This window comes from Staphylococcus sp. CoH_129_LAB_1 (assembly GCF_058191515.1).
The window spans coordinates 19,145-43,899 of record NZ_JBXWKZ010000016.1 but is presented as its reverse complement, the minus strand read 5'-3'; the positions used below and the strand labels follow the sequence as shown (position 1 = coordinate 43,899).

Annotated in this window: 22 protein-coding genes, 1 pseudogene, 1 riboswitch and 1 other annotated feature; all 23 genes and pseudogenes read left to right on the top strand. The window is 30.8% G+C overall.

Features of this window, described 5'->3' with window-relative positions; translation table 11 throughout:
• The first annotated feature begins 129 nt into the window (after positions 1-129).
• The 23 genes and pseudogenes from polA to hemB all read left to right on the top strand — a co-directional run bounded on the left by polA (position 130) and on the right by hemB (position 24,742).
• The gene (polA, locus tag AC2FB1_RS06490) at positions 130-2,760 is read left to right on the top strand and encodes a DNA polymerase I (RefSeq protein WP_490674462.1); all 2,631 of its coding nucleotides are present in this window, start codon (positions 130-132) and stop codon (positions 2,758-2,760) included.
• Between the two features lie 15 nt (positions 2,761-2,775).
• On the top strand, positions 2,776-3,648 hold the full coding sequence (gene mutM, locus AC2FB1_RS06485; protein ID WP_490674461.1) for a bifunctional DNA-formamidopyrimidine glycosylase/DNA-(apurinic or apyrimidinic site) lyase: 873 nt from the start codon (positions 2,776-2,778) through the stop codon (positions 3,646-3,648).
• A 21-nt stretch (positions 3,649-3,669) separates the two neighbouring features.
• The gene (gene coaE, locus AC2FB1_RS06480; protein ID WP_490674460.1) at positions 3,670-4,269 is read left to right on the top strand and encodes a dephospho-CoA kinase; all 600 of its coding nucleotides are present in this window, start codon (positions 3,670-3,672) and stop codon (positions 4,267-4,269) included.
• Positions 4,270-4,589: 320 nt separating this feature from the next.
• Positions 4,590-4,832 (top strand): annotated as a pseudogene (locus tag AC2FB1_RS06475) (hypothetical protein); the annotation flags it as partial.
• Between the two features lie 39 nt (positions 4,833-4,871).
• Entirely contained in the window at positions 4,872-5,897 is a 1,026-nt protein-coding gene (gene gap / locus AC2FB1_RS06470) for a type I glyceraldehyde-3-phosphate dehydrogenase (RefSeq protein ID WP_490674459.1), read from the top strand.
• A 279-nt stretch (positions 5,898-6,176) separates the two neighbouring features.
• The gene (gene nrdR, locus AC2FB1_RS06465; RefSeq protein WP_490674458.1) at positions 6,177-6,647 is read left to right on the top strand and encodes a transcriptional regulator NrdR; all 471 of its coding nucleotides are present in this window, start codon (positions 6,177-6,179) and stop codon (positions 6,645-6,647) included.
• On the top strand, positions 6,648-8,018 hold the full coding sequence (gene dnaB / locus AC2FB1_RS06460; protein WP_490674457.1) for a replicative helicase loading/DNA remodeling protein DnaB: 1,371 nt from the start codon (positions 6,648-6,650) through the stop codon (positions 8,016-8,018).
• A complete protein-coding gene (dnaI, locus tag AC2FB1_RS06455) occupies positions 8,019-8,939 on the top strand; it encodes a primosomal protein DnaI (protein ID WP_490674456.1) in 921 nt (306 codons plus the stop codon).
• A 310-nt stretch (positions 8,940-9,249) separates the two neighbouring features.
• Positions 9,250-11,187 carry a threonine--tRNA ligase gene (gene thrS / locus AC2FB1_RS06450; RefSeq protein ID WP_490674455.1) on the top strand — a complete coding sequence of 646 codons (1,938 nt, stop codon included), beginning with the start codon at positions 9,250-9,252 and terminating at the stop codon, positions 11,185-11,187.
• A 48-nt stretch (positions 11,188-11,235) separates the two neighbouring features.
• Positions 11,236-11,411: riboswitch (Lysine riboswitch) on the top strand.
• A gap of 152 nt (positions 11,412-11,563) precedes the next feature.
• A complete protein-coding gene (locus AC2FB1_RS06445) occupies positions 11,564-13,057 on the top strand; it encodes an amino acid permease (RefSeq protein WP_490674454.1) in 1,494 nt (497 codons plus the stop codon).
• Between the two features lie 66 nt (positions 13,058-13,123).
• Positions 13,124-13,251 (top strand) — a sequence feature (ribosomal protein L20 leader region).
• A gap of 23 nt (positions 13,252-13,274) precedes the next feature.
• Positions 13,275-13,802 (top strand): translation initiation factor IF-3, encoded by a 528-nt coding sequence (gene infC, locus AC2FB1_RS06440; protein WP_490674453.1) that lies wholly within the window; start codon positions 13,275-13,277, stop codon positions 13,800-13,802.
• A 27-nt stretch (positions 13,803-13,829) separates the two neighbouring features.
• Positions 13,830-14,030, top strand: a complete 201-nt coding sequence (rpmI, locus tag AC2FB1_RS06435; protein ID WP_002448990.1) for a 50S ribosomal protein L35 — start codon at positions 13,830-13,832, stop codon at positions 14,028-14,030.
• 53 nt (positions 14,031-14,083) lie between these two features.
• Positions 14,084-14,440 (top strand): 50S ribosomal protein L20, encoded by a 357-nt coding sequence (gene rplT, locus AC2FB1_RS06430; protein ID WP_002448983.1) that lies wholly within the window; start codon positions 14,084-14,086, stop codon positions 14,438-14,440.
• 181 nt (positions 14,441-14,621) lie between these two features.
• Complete coding sequence (locus AC2FB1_RS06425) at positions 14,622-15,233, top strand: NUDIX domain-containing protein (protein WP_490674452.1); 612 nt, start codon at positions 14,622-14,624, stop codon at positions 15,231-15,233.
• A gap of 12 nt (positions 15,234-15,245) precedes the next feature.
• The gene (locus AC2FB1_RS06420; RefSeq protein WP_490674451.1) at positions 15,246-16,163 is read left to right on the top strand and encodes a hypothetical protein; all 918 of its coding nucleotides are present in this window, start codon (positions 15,246-15,248) and stop codon (positions 16,161-16,163) included.
• 154 nt (positions 16,164-16,317) lie between these two features.
• Positions 16,318-17,634 (top strand): trigger factor, encoded by a 1,317-nt coding sequence (gene tig / locus AC2FB1_RS06415; RefSeq protein ID WP_490674450.1) that lies wholly within the window; start codon positions 16,318-16,320, stop codon positions 17,632-17,634.
• Between the two features lie 156 nt (positions 17,635-17,790).
• Positions 17,791-19,053 (top strand): ATP-dependent Clp protease ATP-binding subunit ClpX, encoded by a 1,263-nt coding sequence (clpX, locus tag AC2FB1_RS06410; RefSeq protein WP_490674449.1) that lies wholly within the window; start codon positions 17,791-17,793, stop codon positions 19,051-19,053.
• 152 nt (positions 19,054-19,205) lie between these two features.
• Entirely contained in the window at positions 19,206-19,796 is a 591-nt protein-coding gene (gene yihA, locus AC2FB1_RS06405) for a ribosome biogenesis GTP-binding protein YihA/YsxC (protein ID WP_490674448.1), read from the top strand.
• 138 nt (positions 19,797-19,934) lie between these two features.
• Complete coding sequence (gene hemA / locus AC2FB1_RS06400; RefSeq protein WP_490674447.1) at positions 19,935-21,272, top strand: glutamyl-tRNA reductase; 1,338 nt, start codon at positions 19,935-19,937, stop codon at positions 21,270-21,272.
• A gap of 21 nt (positions 21,273-21,293) precedes the next feature.
• Entirely contained in the window at positions 21,294-22,106 is an 813-nt protein-coding gene (gene ccsA / locus AC2FB1_RS06395; RefSeq protein WP_490674446.1) for a cytochrome c biogenesis protein CcsA, read from the top strand.
• Between the two features lie 26 nt (positions 22,107-22,132).
• Positions 22,133-23,065: a hydroxymethylbilane synthase gene (gene hemC, locus AC2FB1_RS06390; RefSeq protein WP_490674445.1), complete on the top strand. Its 933-nt coding sequence runs from the start codon at positions 22,133-22,135 to the stop codon at positions 23,063-23,065.
• A gap of 31 nt (positions 23,066-23,096) precedes the next feature.
• Entirely contained in the window at positions 23,097-23,768 is a 672-nt protein-coding gene (locus AC2FB1_RS06385; protein ID WP_490674444.1) for a uroporphyrinogen-III synthase, read from the top strand.
• Positions 23,768-24,742: a porphobilinogen synthase gene (gene hemB / locus AC2FB1_RS06380; protein WP_490674443.1), complete on the top strand. Its 975-nt coding sequence runs from the start codon at positions 23,768-23,770 to the stop codon at positions 24,740-24,742. Before AC2FB1_RS06385 ends, hemB begins: the two co-directional genes overlap by 1 nt.
• Positions 24,743-24,755 lie beyond the last annotated feature (13 nt).

Below are 24,755 nucleotides of genomic sequence, written 5' to 3'. Positions count from 1 at the left end.
ATTTTAAAATGTTATAGCGACCTATACTTGTAGGACTTTATATTTTATCAATTCGTAAAATATCGTTCAGTCGTTATGACTAAAGGTTTGTGCTAAAATATAGTTAAACTCATTCTGGAGGTTTAAAATTTGAATAAATTAGTATTGATAGATGGCAATAGTTTAAGTTTTAGAGCTTTTTACGCATTGCCACTTTTATCTAATAAAGCAGGTATTCATACAAATGCAGTCCTTGGGTTTGCCAAATTACTCGAAAAAATTATCAGAGAAGAACAACCCACGCATTTCTTAGTAGCATTTGATGCAGGTAAGACGACTTTTAGACATGCTAAATTTAGTGAATACAAAGGTGGGAGACAAAAAACACCACCTGAATTAAGTGAACAATTCCCATATATTCGCCAATTGTTAGATGCTTATCATATTAAACATTATGAATTAGAAAATTACGAAGCAGATGACATTATTGGTACGCTTAGTAAAGAAGCAGACCAAAATGGTTTTGAAACTATTATTGTGACTGGAGATAGAGACTTAACACAGTTAGCGACTCAAAATGTGACTATCTATTATACTAAAAAAGGGATTACAGATGTTGATTACTATACTCCAGAATTTATAGCAGAAAAATACAATGGTTTAAAACCTACACAAATTATTGATATGAAAGGTTTAATGGGAGATAATTCAGACAATATACCCGGTGTAGCTGGTGTAGGAGAAAAAACAGCAATTAAACTTTTAAATCAATTTGAGTCTGTAGAAGGCGTCTATGAAAATATCAATAAAGTATCAGGTAAAAAATTAAAAGAAAAGCTCGAACTCAGTCATGAAGATGCATTAATGAGTAAGGAACTTGCTACAATTAATTGTCATAGTCCGATTAAAGTAACTTTAGATGACACTCAATTAAATGATACCGAGGATAATCATGAAAAAATTGAACTTTTCAAGAAATTAGAATTTAAACAGCTATTATCAGATATAGATAATGAACCCTCTGAGTTAGAGCAAGAACATATTTCATTTGATATTTTACCTACATTTGAGTATGTAGATTTTAATCATCTTGATGAAGCGGTGATTCATTTTGAAATAGACGGTTCTAATTATTTAAAAGATGATATTTTAAAATTTGGTTTTTACGATAAAGAACGTTATATAGTTGTTGATATAGATAATATTAAAGATTATCCAGAACTTATTAAATGGTTGGAAAATGAGAACTCTAAAAAAGTAGTTTACGATGCAAAAAAAACATTTGTTATAGCACATAGATTAAATATCAATATTCAAAATATTGTTTTTGATGCGATGTTAGCAAGCTATATTATCGATCCATCACGAACTATAGATGATGTTTATTCTGTCGTAACAAACTACCACCAAAATTACGTTAAGGAAGATGTATCTGTTTATGGAAAAGGAAAAAAACGCCAAGTTCCTAATACTGAAATATTAAATACACATATTGCATCTATTACTAAATCTATTGATGCTGTGAAACCTCTAATGGAAAAAGAATTAGAATCACATCAACAAATGAACTTACTAAAAGATTTGGAACTTCCTTTAGCACGCATTTTAAGTGAAATGGAAGAAATTGGTATTTATACAGATGTGAATGATTTACAACGTATGCAACAAGAATTACAAGAGAAATTAGAATTGCTTGTTCAGCGTATTCATGATGCAGCAGGAGAAGATTTTAATATTAATTCACCTAAACAGCTTGGGGTTGTGTTATTTGAAACATTAAAACTACCTGTAATTAAAAAAACAAAAACAGGCTATTCTACTGCTGTAGATGTTCTAGAACAGTTAAAAAACGAACATCCAATCATTAATGATATTTTAGAATATCGTCAATTAGCTAAATTACAATCTACTTATGTAGAAGGATTACAAAAAGTCATTAGTAATGATAAACGTATACACACTCGTTTTAATCAAACATTAGCACAAACAGGACGATTATCTTCAGTTGATCCAAATTTACAAAATATACCTATTCGTCTTGAAGAAGGGCGTAAAATACGTAAGGCTTTTAAACCTACATCTGAAGATAGTGTTATTTTATCTGCAGACTATTCTCAAATTGAATTACGTGTGTTAGCACATATTACACAAGATGACAGTTTAAAAGAAGCATTTATTCATGGACAAGATATTCATACTGCTACTGCACGAAAAGTATTTAGTGTTGAACCGGAGGAAGTCACTGATTTGATGCGTAGACAAGCCAAAGCTGTAAACTTTGGAATTGTTTATGGCATTAGTGATTACGGCTTAAGTCAAAACTTAAATATTACACGTAAAGAGGCAAAAATATTTATTGACGATTATTTAGCTAGTTTCCCTGGAGTTAAGCAATATATGAGTGACATTGTTAAAGATGCCAAAGCCAATGGCTATGTTGAAACATTATTACATCGTAGACGTTATATTCCAGATATTACTAGTCGTAATTTTAATGTAAGAGGTTTTGCGGAACGCACAGCTATGAATACTCCAATTCAAGGAAGTGCAGCTGATATTATTAAACTTGCCATGGTTGAATTTGATAAACAAATTCAACATACTTCTTACAAAGCTAAATTACTCTTACAAGTACACGATGAATTAATATTTGAAGTTCCTAAGTCTGAAGTTGAAGAATTTAGTTCGTTTGTTGAAGATATTATGGAACATGCATTAGACCTAGATGTTCCATTAAAAGTAGACTCTAATTATGGTCCTACTTGGTATGATGCGAAATAGAAAGAGGAATGAATAATGCCAGAATTACCAGAAGTTGAACACGTTAAAAGGGGAATAGAACCTTTTATTGTAAATACTACAATTAAAAGTATTTCATTTTCTAAAAAAGTAATTGAAGGTAAAAGTCAGAATAAAGAAACGATTATCAAAGGAATGAATTTAGATGGTTTTCGTTTGAATTGCGAAGGCTATAAGATAATTAAAGTCGAACGAAGAAGTAAATATATTGTTTTTCATATTGAAAAACATAATCGTAAACGTGTGTTACTTAGTCATTTAGGTATGGCCGGTGGATTTTTCATTGTTAATCACCTATCTGATATAGCAATCCCCAACTATCGTAAACATTGGCACGTGATTTTCCATTTAAATAATGGGAAAAAATTAGTATTTTCAGATATACGTCGATTTGGTGAGATTAGAAATCTAAATTCATTTGAAGATTATCCTTCATTTTTAGAAATAGCGCCTGAGCCTTTTGATGCAGAAGCGTTACAACATTTTAATCACTATTTATCTCAAAAAAAAGTAGCGAATAAACCTATTAAACAAATGTTACTGGATCATAAAATCGTAGCAGGATGTGGAAATATCTATGCTTGTGAAGCATTGTTTAGAGCTGGTATTCATCCTGCTAGAAAAGTTAAAGAGACTTCTCATCAAGAAAGACAAATGCTCTTTTATTATGTGCAAGAAGTTTTAAAAGAGGGTATAGATAATGGAGGAACGAGCATTTCAGATTACCGTCATGCAGATGGAAAAACAGGAGAAATGCAATTACATTTAAATGTATATAAACAAAAAACATGCAAAGTATGTGGCCATGACATTGAACAAAAAGTAATAGCATCTAGAAATAGTCATTTTTGCCCATATTGTCAGAAATAAATAAAGTGAGCGGTGATACAAATGCCTAAAGTAATTGGATTAACAGGTGGAATAGCTACTGGAAAGTCAACAGTTTCTAAATTATTGTCAGAATATGGATTTAAAATTGTCGATGCAGATATAGCTTCAAGAAAGGCAGTAGAAAAAGGATCAACTGGCTTAGAACAAATTAAAGCCACTTTTGGTGATGAAGCAATCACGAGTGATGGAGAAATGAATCGACAATATATTGGAGAATTAGTATTTAATCATCCAGAAAAACGATTAGAGCTTAATGAGATTGTTCATCCTATTGTAAGAACGATTATGGAACAAGAAAAACAACAGTATTTACAACAAGGATATAATGTAATTATGGATATTCCGCTTCTATTTGAGAATAATTTACAAGATACTGTGGATGAAATATGGCTAGTCTACGCATCTGAAAGTGTACAAATTGAACGTTTGATGAAACGAAACAATTTAGACTTAGATCAAGCAAAAGCGAGAGTTCATAGTCAAATATCAATCGACAAGAAAAGTAGAATGGCTGATTATGTTTTAGATAATTTAGGAAGTAAATCCGAATTAGAAAAACATCTTAAGCAACTATTAATTGAAAAAGGGTACATTAATTAGTAATAAGGAGAAAGAGGTTGGGACATAATCCCTAGCAAAATAGCCAGTAAATGAGTGTATTATAAATTCATTTACTGGCTTCTTTATTTACAATACTACGTATTGTTGGCTCGCTTTCTTAGATGATAGATTCAGCCTGTAGTCTTCAGCTTGTTCTGTTCACACAAAAGTCTCGCCAAAATACTTTGTGTTTATATGTAATTTTACATTGAAATACTTAATACTTAAAAAATAAGATCCTTTCGTATCAATTAATAAATACCAATAAACTAAATTAACAAGGTTCCTTATATAAAGAATATAACATGACTTAACTTACTCTACTAATGGTACTCAATATTAGAAAACGAGCAACCCAATAAGTTGAAAATAATAAAAAATTTATGGAAAAGACAAGTTCTATATTATTTCAATAGAACTTGTCTTTTTCACTTATCCAGAAACTTTATGTCTCAGACTCTTTTTTATTTATTCAAAAATATATTAGCTACATAAATTTAAAATATAAAAATTACATTATTTTTAGAAAACGCTTTCGTTTGAAAATTATTATGTTATACTAATTTCATAAAGTATAACATATAAAACAAGGGGTGCTTTAAATGTCAACAAATATTGCAATTAATGGTATGGGTAGAATAGGGAGAATGGTATTAAGAATTGCATTACATAATGAAAACTTAAATGTAGTTGCTATTAATGCAAGCTATCCACCTGAAACAATTGCGCATCTAATTAACTATGATACAACACATGGACGCTATGATAAAAAAGTAGAACCAATTGATGGTGGTATCCGTGTTGATAACCATGACATTAAGTTAGTGTCAGATAGAAATCCTGAAAATTTACCATGGAAGGATTTAAATATAGATATTGTTATTGAAGCAACTGGCAAATTTAATCATGGTGATAAAGCAATCGGACATATTCATGCCGGTGCTAAAAAAGTATTATTAACCGGTCCATCAAAAGGTGGAGATGTCCAAATGATTGTTAAAGGGGTAAATGATGATAAATTAGATGTTGAAAACTATGACATTTTTAGTAATGCTTCATGTACAACAAATTGTATAGGACCAGTTGCTAAAGTTTTAAATGATCAATTTGGTATTGTAAATGGATTAATGACTACTGTTCATGCAATTACTAATGATCAAAAAAATATTGATAACCCTCATAAAGATTTACGAAGAGCACGTTCATGTAATGAAAGTATTATTCCAACTTCGACTGGAGCAGCAAAAGCATTAAAAGAAGTTTTACCAGAACTAGAAGGTAAACTTCATGGATTAGCTTTACGTGTTCCAACAAAAAATGTTTCATTAGTTGACTTAGTCGTAGATTTAGAAAAATCGGTAACTGTTGATGAAATTAACAATGCGTTTCGCAATTCAGGTTTAGATGGTATTTTAGAAGTAGAAGATGCACCTTTAGTATCTGTTGATTTTAATACTAATCCACATTCAGCTATTATCGATGCTGAGAATACAATTGTAATGGGGGATCATAAAGTGAAAGTGATTGCTTGGTATGATAATGAATGGGGGTATTCTAATAGAGTGGTAGAAGTAGCTGAACTTATTGGTGAACAATTAGTAGAACAATCTACAGTGACTGTAGTTTAAGTTTTGAATAGGACTAAAGGTTTCATATTTTAGAGTGGATAATCTAATATGAAGTTATCAATTTTATAAATTAGAATTAAATGAGATGTTTTAATAATTCATGTATAGGAAAGTGAAACTAGAATTTATATTCAATTCTATTTCACTTTCCTTTTTATATTCTATTATATATTTAGATAGTTAAGTTGTATCAATTTATTATCGATGTATATGAGTTCTTTTATCATAAATCGTTTTTATAGTATAATGGAGCATAATCTATTCAAGAGGGTGACAGATATGAAATGCCCAAAATGTAGCGCCACACATTCACGTGTGGTAGATTCAAGACATGCTGATGAAGCTAACGCAATACGTAGAAGACGTGAATGTGAGAATTGTGGGACAAGATTTACAACATTTGAACATATTGAAGTGAGTCCACTTATTGTTGTCAAAAAAGATGGAACACGTGAACAATTTTTAAGAGAAAAAATATTAAATGGTCTTGTAAGATCATGTGAAAAAAGACCGGTTAGATTTCAACAACTAGAAGATATTACTAATAAAGTAGAATGGCAATTACGCGATGAAGGTCATACAGAAATTTCATCTAGAGATATAGGTGAACATGTGATGAATTTACTCATGCATGTTGATCAAGTCTCTTATGTACGATTTGCGTCAGTATATAAAGAGTTTAAAGATGTGGATCAATTATTGGCGTCGATGCAAGGTATTTTGGATGATAACAAACGGAGTGATTCATAAATGAGTTTTAAATCGTATGAGTATGGTTTAAGTCCACACGATGGATTTAAAGTATATCGGCATTTTTTCTTTAATCATCAACAATTAGAGATATTAAATCGATTGTACATTCCATTAATTGGTTTTAAAGCTATTGGTGTATATCATTTTATGAACCAATTTATCGATGAAGTTGAAGATACAGTTCTTACGCATTATACAATTATGAATGAGCTTAAGATAAATTTATTAGAATTTCGTGAATATATGGATTTACTTGAAGGTATAGGGTTAGTTAAAACATTTGTAAAACATGATAGTAATCAATCCTTTTTTATATATGAATTGATACAACCTCCAACTGCGTATCAATTTTTCAATGATCCAATGTTATCTATATACTTATACAATGCAGTTGATAATCAAAGATATAAAGACTTAAAAGCGTATTTTGAAAAAGATGAACCAAATCTAAAATCATTTCAACAAGTAACGCGTAAATTTACTGATGTATTCAAGGTTCCACATAAAAATATATCTATTGATGCCTCAACGATACAAAAGGAAAATCAATCTGCCACTATAGATTTAGATAATGAATCATTTGATTTTGATATGTTAAGAGATATGTTACAACATCATTTTATAAGTGGAGAAATCATTACTAAAGAGGCTAAACAATTAATTTTACAATTGGCTACTTTATATGGTTTAACGCCTACTTCTATGAAACGAATCATTCTTAACTCTATCACACAAAATCAAACGTTATCATTTGAAGAAATGAGAAAACAAGCAAGGTCTCATTACTTAATTGAGCATCAACAACAGCTTCCAAAGTTACAAACTAAAGCTAACCCTTCTAATCATTTAGAACAACCACAGAGTCAAAATAAAACTACCGATGATTCAAAGGAAAATGATAATTGGTTTAAGTTATTAGAAGACACAAGTCCTATCGATATGCTAGCGTCTTGGTCAGAATCAGAACCAACTTTACAGCAAAAGAGAATGGTAGAAGAGTTGATTGAGCGCGAGAAACTGTCATTTGGTGTTATAAATATTTTATTACAATTTGTAATGCTTAAGAATGAAATGAAGCTTCCTAAATCCTATATATTTGAGATTGCTTCGAATTGGAAAAAGCTAGGTATAAAAACAGCACAACAAGCATATGATTATGCGCTTAAAACCAATCAACAAATTAATGACAATGCAACTAAAAAGGCTAAACGTCAGTATAAACAACGTGAAGTTGTTTCAATAGAAAAAACACCAAAATGGTTAAAAGACAAAAGTCAACAAGTTGAAAAACCTAAAAATAATGATGCGCAATTTGAAAAAGATAGAGAAGCGTTTCGTGCTCAATTAGAACAAGATTGGGAGGATTAGATGAAACCATTTAGTAAACTTATAAAAAATCAAGATAATTTAAACAAAAGAATTGCTAAAATAAAAAATCAAGTTATAAATGATTATGATGTTAAACAATTTTTAAATCAACACCAATCAGAACTTACCAATGAAATGATTGATAAAGATTTGAACGTACTTCAAGAATATAAAGATCAACAAAAACATTACGATGGACATGATTATGCCCACTGTCCAAACTTTGTTAAAGGTCATGTTCCAGAATTATATATAGAAAATGAGCGTATTAAAGTTCGTTATCGACTATGTCCTTGCAAAATCAAATATGATGAAGAACGCCTAAGTTCACAACTTATTACAGCTCATCACATGCAACGTGATACGTTGAATGCTAAAGTGAAAGATATTTATACTAACGACAGAAGTCGACTTGAAATAGCTATGGAAGTCAACGATATTTGTAAAAAGTTAGTTAATGGTGAACACGTAAAAGGTCTTTATATACAAGGCCCTTTTGGAACGGGTAAATCTTTTATCTTAGGAGCCATCGCTAATCAGCTTAAGTCAAAACATGTACCATCTACGATAGTATACTTACCTGAATACATTCGTATATTAAAAGGTGGTTTTAAAGATGGAAGTTATAATGAAAAGTTAGAGCGTATACGAGAAGCAAATATATTAATGTTAGATGATATTGGAGCTGAAGATGTTACAACATGGGTAAGAGATGAGGTAATAGGGCCCTTATTACATTATCGCATGGTTCATGAATTACCAACATTCTTTAGTTCAAATCTTAATTTAGAAGAATTAGAACATCATTTATCTATTTCAAATAAAGGTGCAGAAATAACAAAAGCTGCTCGAATTATTGAACGTATTAAAAGTTTAGCAAACGAATTTTATTTAGATGGAAAAAATTTACGAAATAATTGAAATTTATAATGTGTGATGTATAATAAAGATAAATCTAAATCGTTGAAATAAATGAAGATATGATAATTTAATCTCTATCATACAGCAAGCCAATCATTGATGAGAATTTGGTTGATACATTAAATTATTACTCCTTCATATTTAGATACTGGTAATCAGTGTCCGGCTCAAGACCGTTATCTTATGAAGAGATATCTAGGAAATGTCTAGATAACTAGGGTGGCACCGCGACAAACTCGTCCCTTTTATAGGGAGGAGTTTTTTTATTTTCTTCAGCGATCATAGAATAAAATTTATGGAGGGTTTAAAAATGGAACAAATTAATATTAAGTTTCCAGACGGCAATTCAAAATCATTTGACAAAGGAACTACAACAGAAGATATTGCACAATCAATCAGTCCTGGACTTCGAAAAAAAGCTGTAGCAGGAAAATTCAATAATCAACTAGTTGATTTAACTCGACCTCTTGAAGAAGATGGGGCAATTGAAATTGTTACACCCGGTAGCGACGAAGCTCTAGAGGTATTACGTCATTCTACTGCTCATTTAATGGCTCAAGCATTAAAACGAATTTATGGAGATGTTAAATTCGGTGTTGGTCCAGTGATTGAAGGTGGATTCTACTACGACTTTGATATGGATGAGAAAGTATCATCAGATGACTTTGAAAAAATTGAAAAAACTATGAAACAAATTGTTAATGAAAATCATAAAATTGAACGTAAAGTGGTTTCTCGTGAAGAAGCTAAAGATTTCTTTAAAGATGATCCATATAAATTAGAATTAATTGATGCGATTCCTGAAGATGAGAATGTGACATTATATACTCAAGGTGAATTTACAGATTTATGCCGCGGTGTTCATGTACCATCTACTTCAAAAATTAAAGAATTTAAATTACTTTCTACTGCAGGTGCATATTGGCGTGGAGATAGTGACAATAAAATGTTACAACGTATTTATGGTACTGCTTTCTTTGATAAAAAAGATTTAAAAGCACATTTAGAAATGTTAGAAGAACGTCGTGAACGTGATCACCGTCGCATAGGTAAAGATTTAGAATTATTCACAAATAGTCAACTTGTTGGTGCGGGTCTCCCACTATGGTTACCAAATGGTGCAACAATCCGTCGTGAAATTGAACGCTACATTGTGGATAAAGAAGTAAGCATGGGATATGATCATGTGTATACCCCAGTATTAGCGAATGTTGATCTTTATAAAACTTCAGGTCACTGGGATCACTATAGAGATGATATGTTCCCGCCAATGAAATTAGATGAAACTGAAGAAATGGTATTGCGTCCAATGAACTGTCCACACCATATGATGGTTTATAATAATAAGCCACATTCATATCGTGAGTTACCAATTCGTATTGCAGAACTAGGAACTATGCATAGATATGAAGCAAGTGGTGCAGTATCAGGTCTACAACGTGTAAGAGGTATGACTTTAAATGATTCTCATATCTTTGTACGTCCTGACCAAATTAAAGATGAATTCAAACGTGTTGTTCATATGATACAAGATGTTTATGAAGACTTTGGTTTCGAAGATTACACTTTCAGATTAAGTTACAGAGATCCTGAAGACAAAGAAAAATATATGGACGATGACGACATGTGGAATAAAGCTGAATCTATGCTTAAAGAAGCTGTAGATGAAATGGGATTACCATATGTTGAAGCCATTGGAGAAGCAGCATTCTATGGTCCTAAATTAGATGTTCAAGTTAAAACTGCAATGGGTAAAGAAGAAACACTTTCAACTGCACAAATTGATTTCTTACTACCTGAACGCTTTGATTTAGCATATATTGGTAGTGATGGTGAAAATCACCGTCCTGTTGTTATTCATCGTGGTGTAGTTTCAACTATGGAACGTTTTGTAGCTTTCTTAACTGAAGAAACTAAAGGTGCTTTCCCAACATGGTTAGCTCCAAAACAAGTTGAGATTATTCCTGTAAATGTAGATTTACATTATGACTATGCGAGAAATTTACAAGACGAATTAAAATCTCAAGGCGTTCGTGTAGAGATTGATGATCGTAACGAAAAAATGGGCTATAAAATTCGAGAAGCACAAATGCAAAAAATTCCTTATCAAATTGTAGTGGGAGATAAAGAAGTTGAAAACAACGAAGTAAATGTGCGTAAGTATGGATCACAAGATCAAGAAACAATAGAAAGAGATGAATTTATCTGGAACTTAGTAGATGAAATTCGTCTAAAAAAACGTAGATAGTCTTGATAAAATAATATCCTTAATGTATATTACAAAGTAGTTAAATAAAAATGAGTTAGAGGTTGCATCTTTAAAAAGTAATACTTCAGAAGTTGATATGGAACGTATGTTGAAAGTATGAAAGGTAAAGATGCCGAAACAAATGATAACCATACTTATGATTTGTTGGGACAGTTATCGAATAGAAACTGTACTGTCACAGTTTGTGATGTGCTACCGATATAGATTAAGTAATGGGTGCATATCTTAACGGTATGTACCTATTTTTTAATTTGTAATTTGATTTACATATCATTTATAAAAATTAAGTATGTTAATTATCTTCACATAACAAATAAATACTTAGCTAACCTCTACATTAGGAAAGGGAGCTTATATGAGTAAAGTTGAAAATCAAGATAACGGTATGAAGAGAGGGTTAAAAGATCGTCACATTTCTATGATTGCAATGGGAGGCTGTATTGGTACAGGCCTATTTATGACATCTGGTGGTGCTATTCACGATGCTGGTGCATTAGGTGCGCTTATCGCATATGCAATTATTGGAGCTATGGTATTCTTTTTAATGACTTCTTTAGGAGAAATGGCGACGTATTTACCTGTTTCAGGTTCATTTAGTACCTATGCAACACGATTTGTAGATCCATCATTAGGATTTGCTTTAGGTTGGAACTATTGGTTTAACTGGGTAATTACTGTAGCGGCAGATGTAACGATTGCAGCGCAAGTCATTCAGTATTGGACACCTATGGCGGGGATTCCAGCATGGGTATGGAGTTGTATCTTTATAGTTATTATTTTCGCATTAAATTCTTTATCTGTAAGAGTATATGGTGAAAGTGAATATTGGTTTGCACTTATAAAAGTGATTACAGTAATTATTTTTATAATTATCGGTATTTTAACTATATTAGGAATTATGGGTGGACATTTTGTAGGATTTGAGACATTTACTAAAGGTGATGGGCCAATCCTAGGTGGAAATCTTGGCGGTAGTTTACTTTCAATCCTAGGTGTATTCTTAGTTGCTGGTTTCTCATTCCAAGGTACTGAATTAATAGGTATTACTGCTGGAGAATCTGAGAATCCAGAACGTGCTGTACCAAAAGCAATTAAACAAGTTTTCTGGAGAATATTATTATTTTACATTTTAGCCATCTTTGTTATTGGTATGTTAATTCCTTATGATAGTAATGCTTTAATGGGCGGAGATAACGATGTTGCAACATCTCCATTTACGCTTGTCTTTAAAAATGCAGGATTAGCATTCGCTGCTTCATTTATGAATGCAGTTATTTTAACTTCAGTATTATCAGCTGGTAATTCAGGTATGTATGCATCAACACGTATGTTATATTCAATGAGTAAAGACAAATTAGCTTTTGCTTCGTTTGGTAAAACAAATAAACATGGTGTGCCATATTTATCATTGGTTGCTACTGGTATACTTGTAGTCATTATTTTCTTAGTACAAAAATTAAGTGGCAATGCTTATGAATATATTGTAGCTGCCAGCGGTATGACAGGGTTTATCGCTTGGGTAGGTATTGCAGTAAGTCACTATCGCTTTAGACGAGCATTTAATGTTCAACATCATCGTAAATCGGAGTTAAAATATAAAGCTAAATGGTTCCCATTTGGTCCAATATTTGCAGGTATATTATGTGTGATTGTGATTGTTGGACAAGATGTGGATTTCATCAAAACAGGGAACTTCGATCTTAATCGATTTATTATTACGTATATGGGTATTCCAGTATTTTTAGTATTCTTTATTTATCATAAATTAAGATACAAAACTAAAAAAATACCTCTCGAAGAAGTTGATTTAAGTCAAGATGTATCAATGGATGAAGTAAAGCATCATTAAAAAATGTAAAAAAATGATTGACATGCATAATAAAACTTGATATGATTAATAACGTTGATTACGAAACGAACCAAGTAGAAACACCCGTTTCTCACCTGTAGCGACGCATTAAGCTGTTGGCAGGTTAATCATGTCACACAATTATTGTGTATGAGTGAAGAGCGGGCAAATATTGTCCGCTCTTTTTGCTTGGGAAAATTTCGTAAAATTTTGGGAGGTGTCAACCATAGCAAAAGATCAAACGCAAGTTAACGAAAAAATTCGCGCAAAAGAATTACGTTTAATTGGCCAAAATGGTGACCAAATTGGTGTTAAATCTAAAAAAGAAGCTCTTGAAATGGCTGAAAGAGTTGAATTAGATTTAGTAGTTGTAGCGCCAAATGCTAAACCACCTGTTGCAAGAATTATGGATTATGGTAAATACAAATTCGAACAACAGAAAAAAGAAAAAGAAATGAAGAAAAAACAAAAAGTTATCAATGTTAAAGAAATTCGTCTAAGTCCAACTATTGAGGAACACGATTTCCAAACTAAGTTGAAAAATGGACGTAAGTTCTTAACTAAAGGAGACAAATGTAAAGTTTCTATTCGTTTCAGAGGTCGTGCAATTACACACAAAGAAATTGGTCAACGTGTTTTAGAAAAATTTGCTGACGAATGTAAAGATATTGCCACTGTTGAACAAAAACCTAAAATGGAAGGGCGTCAAATGTTCATTATGTTAGCGCCTGTAAACGAAAAATAATTTATTTTTATTAGGAGGAAATGAATCATGCCAAAAATGAAAACTCACCGTGGAGCAGCTAAACGTGTTAAAAGAACTGGTTCAGGTCAATTAAAACGTTCTAGAGCTTTCACATCTCACTTATTTGCAAATAAAAATACTAAACAAAAACGTAAATTACGTAAAGCTAAATTAGTATCTAAAAGCGATATGAAACGCGTAAAACAATTATTAGCTTACAAAAAATAATTAATATTACTTTCGAACGATGATAAAGCGATATATTTAAGGAGGAATTCAACATGCCACGAGTTAAAGGTGGAACAGTAACAAGAGCACGTCGTAAAAAAACGATTAAATTAGCTAAAGGTTACTTCGGTTCAAAACATACATTATATAAAGTAGCAAAACAACAAGTTATGAAATCAGGTCAATATGCATTCCGTGACCGTCGTCAACGTAAACGTGATTTCCGTAAATTATGGATTACACGTATTAATGCAGCTGCTCGTCAACATGACATCAGCTACTCTCGTTTAATGAATGGCTTGAAAAAAGCTGACATTAATATTAACCGTAAAATGCTTTCTGAAATTGCTATTTCAGACGATAAAGCTTTCGGTGAATTAGTATCAAAAGCTAAAGATGCTTTAAAATAATTAATATTTAAAAGCCAATAAGGTGATTATAAATCCTTATTGGCTTTTTTATTTACTTTTATTCATCAAGTATTCTTTAATAGAAATATGATAAGTAAAAGAACCAGTTAAATATAATTGAGATTTAAATCATTGGTTTGTTAAACTATTAAAAAAGAATATTACTTTCAAGGAGTTAGCTATGTCTAAATTTGATGAACAAATAATTGTCGTATCAAGAGAAATATTATTTAATAATGAAAAAAATGCATTTAATGGATTCTTATCGAAAAACCAAAGTCAAGGTGAAGAAATATTTGATGCGTTTAAAAATTATGAAGTAAAAAGACGTGGAGATATGGAAGACAATCCATCTTACAAACAACTCATTTCGTATTGTCTTTTAGAAAATGAAAATGATGAAATCTTAGTATACCAACGTTTAAGTGGCGGCGGGGAAGAACGCTTACATGGTCAATCTTCAGTAGGTGTAGGTGGACATATGAACAATGTTGTTGGTGCGGATTCAATTAATGAAGTTTTAAGAGTGAATGCACAAAGAGAACTCCATGAAGAAGTGGGGTTAACTGAAGATAGATCTCAAAATATGGAATATATTGGTTTTATTAATGATGATACTAATGAAGTTGGAAAAGTTCATATAGGTGTTGTTTTTAAAATTAAGGTAAAATCTAGTGATGTAGAAGTAAAAGAAACGGACACTTTAAAAATTAATTGGATATCACAAGATAAAATAAATGATTTAAATCATTTTGAATCATGGAGTGCGTTAATTTTAAAAGATTTAAAATAAAGGGGGCTCAATATGTCTGACATTATCCCTTTCCCTCAATCAAAGCAAAAGTTGTACCATAATATTTTAAATGCAAAACAACAAAATAAATATAAAGAAATGTATCAATTATTTGATATATATGAAGCCTCTTTTGAATTAGACAATCAATTATCATTGATTAAATGTGAAATGTTAAATGAATTAGAGTTATATTTAGAATTAAGAGAAGAAGCAATTATTTTTTTAAAAAAAGGTATACCCCATTACGATGAACTTATCATTTACTATATAGAGGCATTAATAGGTTTAAATCAGAATTTTGAAGCAATTGAGGTCATTAATCAAATTATTAATGAAGTAAAAGAACATAAAACTAGGATGGCGCTCTTTCCATTAAAAGAATATGCACAATCTAAATTAGATGAAGATAAAAACCGTTCTAGTCAATTATTATCAAAATTTTTTAGTTTAGATTTAAATCGTCAAACTAAATTAATAATTAAACTTATTGATAACGGACATTATGAGTTTAGAAAGACAGTTGGTTTATTATTGTCTAGCCAAATAGAATCTTATAATTTAAAAAGTCTCATGCTAGAATATTTACGCTTTGCGAATTATGATAGTGAAATAAAAATTGAGAAGTATGGCTATGAAGTGAACATCATACCTGCAAAATTAAAAGGTTTAGAACATACAGATTTAAAAACTTCTGTTATTCCAAAAGTACTAGATAAATTAGAAGATGGAGCTTTGAATATTCAAAATGAAGCACTATATGTGATGAATAATCACTCAATTAAACTATATCCAATTGATATATTTTCGCTTTATAATGAAAAAGATTGGGTAATAGCTTACGATGTTTATTTTAAGTCAATGATTGGTATAGAAATAAGTGAAGTTAATCAAGAATTACTAACATTTATTCAACAGTTAGATAATTAAATATGAGCAAATCATTTTAGTTTATTTAAATTATTCAGTAAAGTTGAATTATTATTAACAAGCCCCTATAAAACATTGTTTGTGTCCATATTGGACCTATGATATAATAGGGAAGTTGAAAAAATTAAAAATGTAAGCATGGAGGTATTTATACATGACAGCAACTTGGGAAAAAAAAGAAGGTAACGAAGGATTATTAAAAGTTACTGTTCCAGCAGAAAAAGTAAATAAAGCATTAGATCAAGCATTTAAAAAAGTGGTTAAACAAATTAACGTGCCTGGTTTCCGTAAAGGTAAAGTGCCTCGTCCAATTTTCGAACAACGTTTTGGCGTTGAAGCATTATATCAAGATGCAGTAGATATTCTTTTACCAGAAGCTTATGGTGAAGCTATTGAAGAAACTAAAATCAATCCAGTAGCTCAACCTGAAATCAATGTAACTCAAATTGAAAAAGGTAAAGATTTCGAATTTGAAGCAACAGTTACTGTTGAACCTGAAGTTAAATTAGGAGATTATAAAGGTCTTGAAATTGAAAAACAAGATTCTGAATTAACTGATAAAGATTTACAAGACGCAATTGATCATAGTTTAGGCCATTTGGCTGATATGGTTGTTAAAGAAGATGGTGCAGTTGAAGAAGGAGATACTGTAAACATTGACTTTGATGGTTATGTGAATGGTGAACAATTTGAAGGTGGCCAAGCTGATGGTTATGATTTAGAAATCGGTTCAGGTTCATTTATCCCAGGATTTGAAGATCAATTAGTAGGCGTTAAAACTGGAGAAGAAAAAGATGTTGTTGTAACATTCCCTGAAGAATATCACGCTGAAGAATTGGCTGGTAAAGAAGCTACATTCAAAACTAAAGTAAATGAAATTAAATACAAAGAAGTACCTGAATTAACTGATGAAATCGCAAATGAATTAGATTCAGATGCTAATTCAGTAGACGAATATAAAGAAAACTTACGCAAACGTTTATCAGAACAAAAAGCACAAGATGCTGAAAATGTTGAAAAAGAAGAAGCAATTAATAAAGCAACTGAAAATACAACTATTGATATTCCACAAGCTATGATTGACACTGAATTAGATCGTATGGTTCAAGAATTTGGTCAAAGAATTCAACAACAAGGTTTAGACTTACAAACTTATTTCCAAATCTCTGGCCAAGATGAATCTCAATTAAGAGATCAAATGAAAGATGATGCAGAGCAACGTGTTAAAACAAACTTAACACTATCAGCAATTGCAGATGAAGAAAATATCGAAGTTACAGATGAAGATATTGACAAAGAATTAGAAAAAATGAGTGGTCAATTTAATATCTCAGTTGAAGATATTAAACAAACTCTTGGTAATACTGATATCATTAAAAATGATGTTCGTATTCAAAAAGTAATTGACTTATTAAAAGACAATGCTAAATATGTAGAGTCAGCTAAAGACGATAAAAAAGAAGACAAATAATAAACTTTTAAATTGATATAGTGTTTAAAATTAGTAGCAGGTGCATCATTTATATGTATCTGCTACTATATGTTTTAAGCATTTTAGTTGTTAACTATCAATTTGCATTGTAGAATGCTATCTAGTATAGTCGTTTAAGGATAGAGGTGTAAATGAATGTTTAAATTTAATGAAGACGAAGAAAATTTAAAATGTTCTTTCTGTGGTAAGGACCAAGATCAAGTAAAAAAATTAGTAGCAGGTAGTGGTGTATATATTTGTAATGAATGTATCGAATTATGTTCTGAAATTGTTGAAGAAGAGTTAGCTCAAACTACTTCAGAAGAATTTACTGAATTACCAACGCCTAAAGAAATTATGGACCATTTAAATGAATATGTTATTGGCCAAGAAAAAGCTAAAAAATCTTTAGCAGTTGCCGTTTATAATCATTACAAACGTATTCAACAATTAGGTCCAAATGAAGATGATGTTGAGTTACAAAAAAGTAATATTGCTTTAATTGGGCCAACTGGTAGTGGTAAAACATTACTTGCTCAAACACTTGCTAAAACATTGAATGTACCATTTGCTATTGCAGATGCAACAAGCTTAACTGAAGCTGGGTATGTTGGTGATGACGTTGAAAATATTTTACTACGTTTGATTCAAGCTGCTGATTTTGATATTGATAAAGCAGAAAAAGGAATTATTTACGTAGATGAAATTGATAAAATTGCTAGAAAATCTGAAAATACATCAATTACACGTGATGTATCTGGTGAAGGTGTGCAACAAGCGTTACTCAAAATCTTAGAAGGTACAACAGCAAGTGTGCCACCTCAAGGTGGACGTAAACATCCTAACCAAGAATTGATTCAAATTGACACAACTAATATTCTATTTATATTAGGTGGTGCGTTTGATGGCATAGATGAAGTGATTAAACGTCGTTTAGGTGAAAAAGTCATTGGCTTTGCTAGTAACGAAGCTGATAAGTATAATGAAGAAGCTTTATTAGCACAAATTCGTCCTGAAGATTTACAAGCGTATGGTTTAATCCCAGAATTTATCGGACGTGTACCAATTGTTGCTAATTTAGAAACATTAGACGTGGAAGCACTTAAAAATATTTTAACCCAACCTAAAAATGCATTAGTTAAGCAATATACCAAAATGTTAGCTCTTGATAACGTTGAATTAGAATTTACAGAAGAAGCTTTAGCGGCAGTCAGTGAAAAAGCAATTGAACGAAAAACAGGAGCGCGTGGATTAAGATCGATTATAGAAGAATCTTTAATTGATATTATGTATGATGTTCCTTCATCAACGGATGTTGCTAAAGTGATAGTGACTGATCAAACAATTAATGATGAAATTGAACCTGAATTGTACGATTCAGAGGGCAATTTATTGAATGGTACTAAAACATCAGCTTAATTCGCAATCATAAAATAAGGAAGTGGTGATAGAATTCATTAGAATTCGAAACTACTTCCTTATTTTTATACATATTCATTTTTTTAAAATTTTAGATTTTGAAACATTTATATTATAATAAAGCAGCTATAACAATGAAGAGGTGTTTAAATATGAATATTAACCCAAATAATATAGAATTAATAATTAGTGCAGTAAAAGAAGAACAATATCCTGAAACCAATTTAACTGAAGTTGCTTTAAGTGGACGTTCTAACGTAGGGAAGTCCTCTTTTATTAATAGTATGATTGGCAGAAAAAATATGGCTCGTACTTCACAGCAACCCGGAAAAACACAGACTTTAAATTTTTATAATATTGATGAACAACTTATCTTTGTCGATGTTCCTGGATATGGATATGCAAAAGTAAGTAAATCACAGCGTGAAAAATTTGGAAAAATGATTGAAGAATATTTAACCAAACGAGAACATCTAGGTTTAGTCATTCAACTTGTAGATTTACGACATAATCCTACCGAAGATGATGTATTAATGTATAATTATTTAAAACATTTTGATCTTCCAACATTAGTTGTTTGTACTAAAGAAGATAAAATTGCGAAAGGTAAAGTTCAGAAACATATAAAAAATATAAAAGAAAAATTAGATTTAGATCCTAATGACACGATTATTAGTTATTCTTCAATTCAAAATTCTAAACAACAATATATTTGGGATATTATTTCTAACTATATAAATTAAAAAAAGAATATTGAGTAATTAAGTGACGAAATTTTGACTTCAAATTAGAATGTTTCTAATTTATTTGAGCATCCAACTTAAATTCATTTTAAAATGTGTTATACTAACAATACTGTTAGTATATGGAGGGCGTTATAAATGCATTTTATTGCTATTAGCATAAATCATCGTACTGCTGATGTAGCTGTAAGAGAGCAAGTTGCTTTTAGAGATGATGCCTTACGATTAGCCAATGAAGATTTATTCGAAACTAAAGCGATTTTAGAAAACGTAATATTATCGACATGTAATCGTACAGAAGTATATGCTGTAGTGGATCAAATTCATACTGGACGATATTATATTCAACGATTTTTAGCTCGTTCATTTGGATTCGAAGTAGATGATATAAAGGCAATGTCTGAAGTGAAAGTGGGGGACGAAGCAGTAGAGCATCTATTGCGTGTAACTTCAGGTTTAGATTCAATTGTGTTAGGAGAAACACAAATTTTAGGACAAATGCGTGAGGCGTTTTTCTTAGCACAAGATTTAAAAACAACTGGAACTATCTTTAATCATCTATTTAAACAAGCAATTACTTTTGCTAAAAAAGCACATAATGAAACAGATATCGCAGATAATGCTGTGAGTGTTTCATATGCTGCTGTGGAATTATCGAAAAAAGTGTTAGGTAAATTAAAAAGTAAACAAGCTATTATTATTGGTGCAGGTGAAATGAGTGAATTATCATTATTAAATTTACTTGGCTCAGGCATTGATGATATTACAATTGTAAATCGTACAGAAAGTAAAGCTAAAATTTTAGCTGAAAAACATCATGTAAGTTATGATAAACTGGAATCTTTGCCTAGTTTATTAGCTTCAACAGATATCGTTATTAGTTCCACTAGTTCACCAGATTATATGATTACTAAAAATATGATTAACCAAGCATTATCATATAGAAAATCTAAACTGTTATTATTAGATATAGCAGTACCACGTGATATTGAGCCATGTCATGATTTAAGTGATTATGTATTTAATTATGATGTAGATGATTTAAAAGGTTTAGTTGATGCTAACTTAAAAGAACGACAAATGGCGGCTGAAGCTATTTCTAATAAAATTCCTGCTGAAATTAAAGCACATAATGACTGGGTAAATATGTTGGGTGTAGTTCCTGTAATAAGAGCTTTACGTGAAAAAGCAATGACTATTCAAGCTGAAACAATGGATAGTATTGATAGAAAATTACCTAATCTATCAAATCGAGAACGAACAGTCATTTCAAAACATACTAAAAGTATAATTAATCAAATGTTAAAAGATCCTATTAAGCAGGCTAAGGAATTGAGTAACGATAAAAAGAGTAATGAAAAATTAGAGCTATTTCAAAATATATTTGATATTGAAGCTGAAGATCCTTATAAAACGATGAAAGATCGCAAAAAAGAAAAGGAACTTTCAATACGACATATCTTTAGTTTTGAATAAGCATATTAAAATGGTGAGAATATGCAGGAAACACTATTTATTAGATTTCATGAAATTATATTAATTATATATTTAATTAGCATTCTTTGTTATTTTATAGACTTTGTTAAGAAAAGTCATAAGGTTAGAGTACTTGGAATTTATACCTTAGGGATTGTTTGGTTTTTGCAAACAATCTCTTTGTCTATGTATATTACTTCACATAGTAATATATTACTTAACTCCATATTTGATGTTTTCTTCTTCTTGTCATGGATCATTATATCTATTTCTTTAGTTTTAAATATTGTTAAAGTTTTAAGTTTTTCTGTGTTTTTTCTGAATGTAATTGGATTTATTTTATTAATGATGAATACATTTAGACCTGAACATTATACAAAGAGTATACAAAGAGTAAAAGTTATAAACGAATTATTACTTGTACATGTTGGTCTTGCAGTATTGAGTTATGCTTTTTTTGCACTTGCATTTGTAAATGCATTGCTATACATCATTCAATATAAAAACCTTAAGGAGAAAAATTTTAATCAGAAATATTTTAGAATTGGTAGTGTGGCAACTCTAGAAAAGATAGTCTTTTACTCAACTGTAGGCGGTTTAGTGATATTAATATTGAGTGTTATTTTAATTGCTCAATGGGGAATATATGCAGTTGGTGTGTCAATATTTAAAGATCCGAAGGTTATGTTGTCTGTCATTATTACGCTTCTTTATACAGGATATATCGTTATGTATTTAAAAAAGAAAATCATCTCAATTTATTTAATTTATTTTAATATTATGATATTTTGCCTATGTATGGTAAATTTATTTTTTACTACTCATTTTAATTAAAAAATCTTATGTAGGGGGCCTTATTTATGCGTAAATTAGTTGTGGGTTCACGTAGAAGTAAACTTGCTTTAACGCAAAGTAAACAATTCATTGATAAATTAAAAGCAATTAATCCATCTTTAGAAATTGAAATTAAAGAGATTGTCACAAAGGGAGATCGAATTGTGAATCAACAACTATCTAAGGTTGGAGGAAAAGGCCTATTTGTTAAAGAGATTCAAAATGAACTATTTAATACAGATATCGATATGGCAATACACTCATTAAAAGATGTTCCTAGTATTATCCCAGAGGGTTTAACATTAGGTTGTATTCCTGATAGGGAAATACCTTTTGATGCCTACATTGCTAAAAATCACGTGCCGTTAGACGAACTTCCTAAAAATAGTATAGTTGGTACAAGTTCCTTAAGAAGAGGTGCACAAATATTATCTAAATATCCTCATCTTAAAATTAAATGGATCCGTGGAAATATTGATACACGTCTAAATAAATTAGAAACAGAAGATTATGATGCTATTATTTTAGCAGCAGCAGGCCTTAAACGTATGGGCTGGTCTGATGACGTAGTAACAACTTATTTAGATAAAGACATATTACTACCAGCAATTGGTCAAGGTGCCCTTGGAATTGAGTGTCGCAGTAATGATACTGAACTACTCGAGTTACTTAAAAAAGTTCATAATGATGAAGTGGCAAATTGTGTGACAGCTGAACGAACATTTTTAGCTGCAATGGACGGAAGTTGCCAAGTTCCAATTGGTGGATATGCGAAATACAACAGTAATAAAGAAATTGAGTTTACAGGTTTAATCATGACGCCAGATGGTAAAGAGCGTTATGAACACACTGAAGTAGGGACTGATCCTGTAAAATTAGGCAACAGAGTAAGTGAGATTCTTAAAGAACAAGGTGCATATGAAATTATAAGAAAATTAAACGAGGAAGCACCACAATAATACTAAATCATAGTAGAGGTGTTATAGTTAAATGAAACCAGTTATAGTTATGACGCAAACGAGTAAAGTACAAAGTAATATGGTAGATGTTATTCATAAGCCATTTATTAAAATTCAATCACTTGAATTTGATACTCAACTCTTGCATCATGATTATGACTGGCTTATTTTTTCTTCAAAGAATGCTGTACGTTTATTTTATAAATATTTAGAGTACATTAATGTAAAACATGTTGCAGTAGTAGGTGCTAAAACTGCACAGTTATGTAAACGTTTAGGTATAAATATAGACTTTATACCAAATGATTATTCACAAGAAGGATTGTTAGAAGGATTAAATTTAAAAAATTCATCTATTTTGATTCCAAGTAGTGCACTGGCAAGACCAAAATTGCAACAATTTCTCTCTAAATATAATAATGTTGTAAAAATTGACTTGTATACGCCTATACCTAATAGAGAAAACATTATTGAAGTTATCAATTTAATTCAACATAATCAAGTTGAAGCATTAACATTTTCAAGTTCATCTGCAGTGCGTTATTATTTTAGTGAGGCATTTCCTAAGCATTTTAAAAATTACTATGCTATAGGTCAACAAACTGCAAATAGCATAAGAGCATACGGTTATGAACCTTATATTGCAGATAAACAAACTTCTGAAGCATTAATAAACACATTTTTAGAAAGTAGGAATAAATAATGAAATTCGATAGACATAGAAGATTACGTTCTTCAGCTACAATGAGAAGTTTAGTAAGAGAAAATTATATTAGAAAAGAAGATTTAATTTATCCAATCTTTGTAGTAGAAAAAGATAATGTTAAAAGTGAAATTAAATCGTTACCGGGTGTTTACCAAATAAGTTTAAATCTATTAGATGAAGAAATTAATGAAGCTTATGAGTTAGGCATTAGAGCGATTATGTTCTTTGGCGTACCTAATGAAAAAGACGAAGTAGGTTCTGGTGCATATGATCATAATGGTATCGTTCAAGAGGCAACACGTCGAGCAAAAAAACTTCATAAGGATTTATTAATTGTTGCTGATACTTGTTTATGTGAATATACTGATCATGGTCACTGCGGTGTGATTGACGATCATACTCATGATGTTGATAATGACAAATCTTTACCGTTATTAGTTAAAACAGCAATTTCTCAAGTTGAAGCTGGTGCTGATATTATTGCTCCAAGCAATATGATGGATGGTTTTGTTACTGAAATTCGACAAGGTTTAGATGATGCAGGTTACTATAATGTTCCAATTATGAGCTATGGCATTAAATATGCTTCTAGTTTCTTTGGACCATTTAGAGATGCTGCAGATTCAGCTCCTTCATTTGGAGATAGAAAAACATATCAAATGGATCCAGCCAATCGTTTAGAAGCGCTAAGAGAATTAGAAAGTGACTTAAAAGAAGGTGCAGACATGATGATTGTTAAACCAGCTTTAAGTTATTTAGACATTGTTAGAGATGTAAAAAATAATACTAATATTCCTGTTATTGCATATAATGTTAGTGGTGAATATGCTATGACAAAAGCAGCGTCACTAAATGGTTGGATAGATGAGGAACGTATAGTTATGGAACAAATGGTATCAATGAAACGTGCTGGCGCAGATATGATTATTACTTATTTCGCGAAAGATATTTGCCGTTACTTAGATAAATAATGGTTAAGGAGGA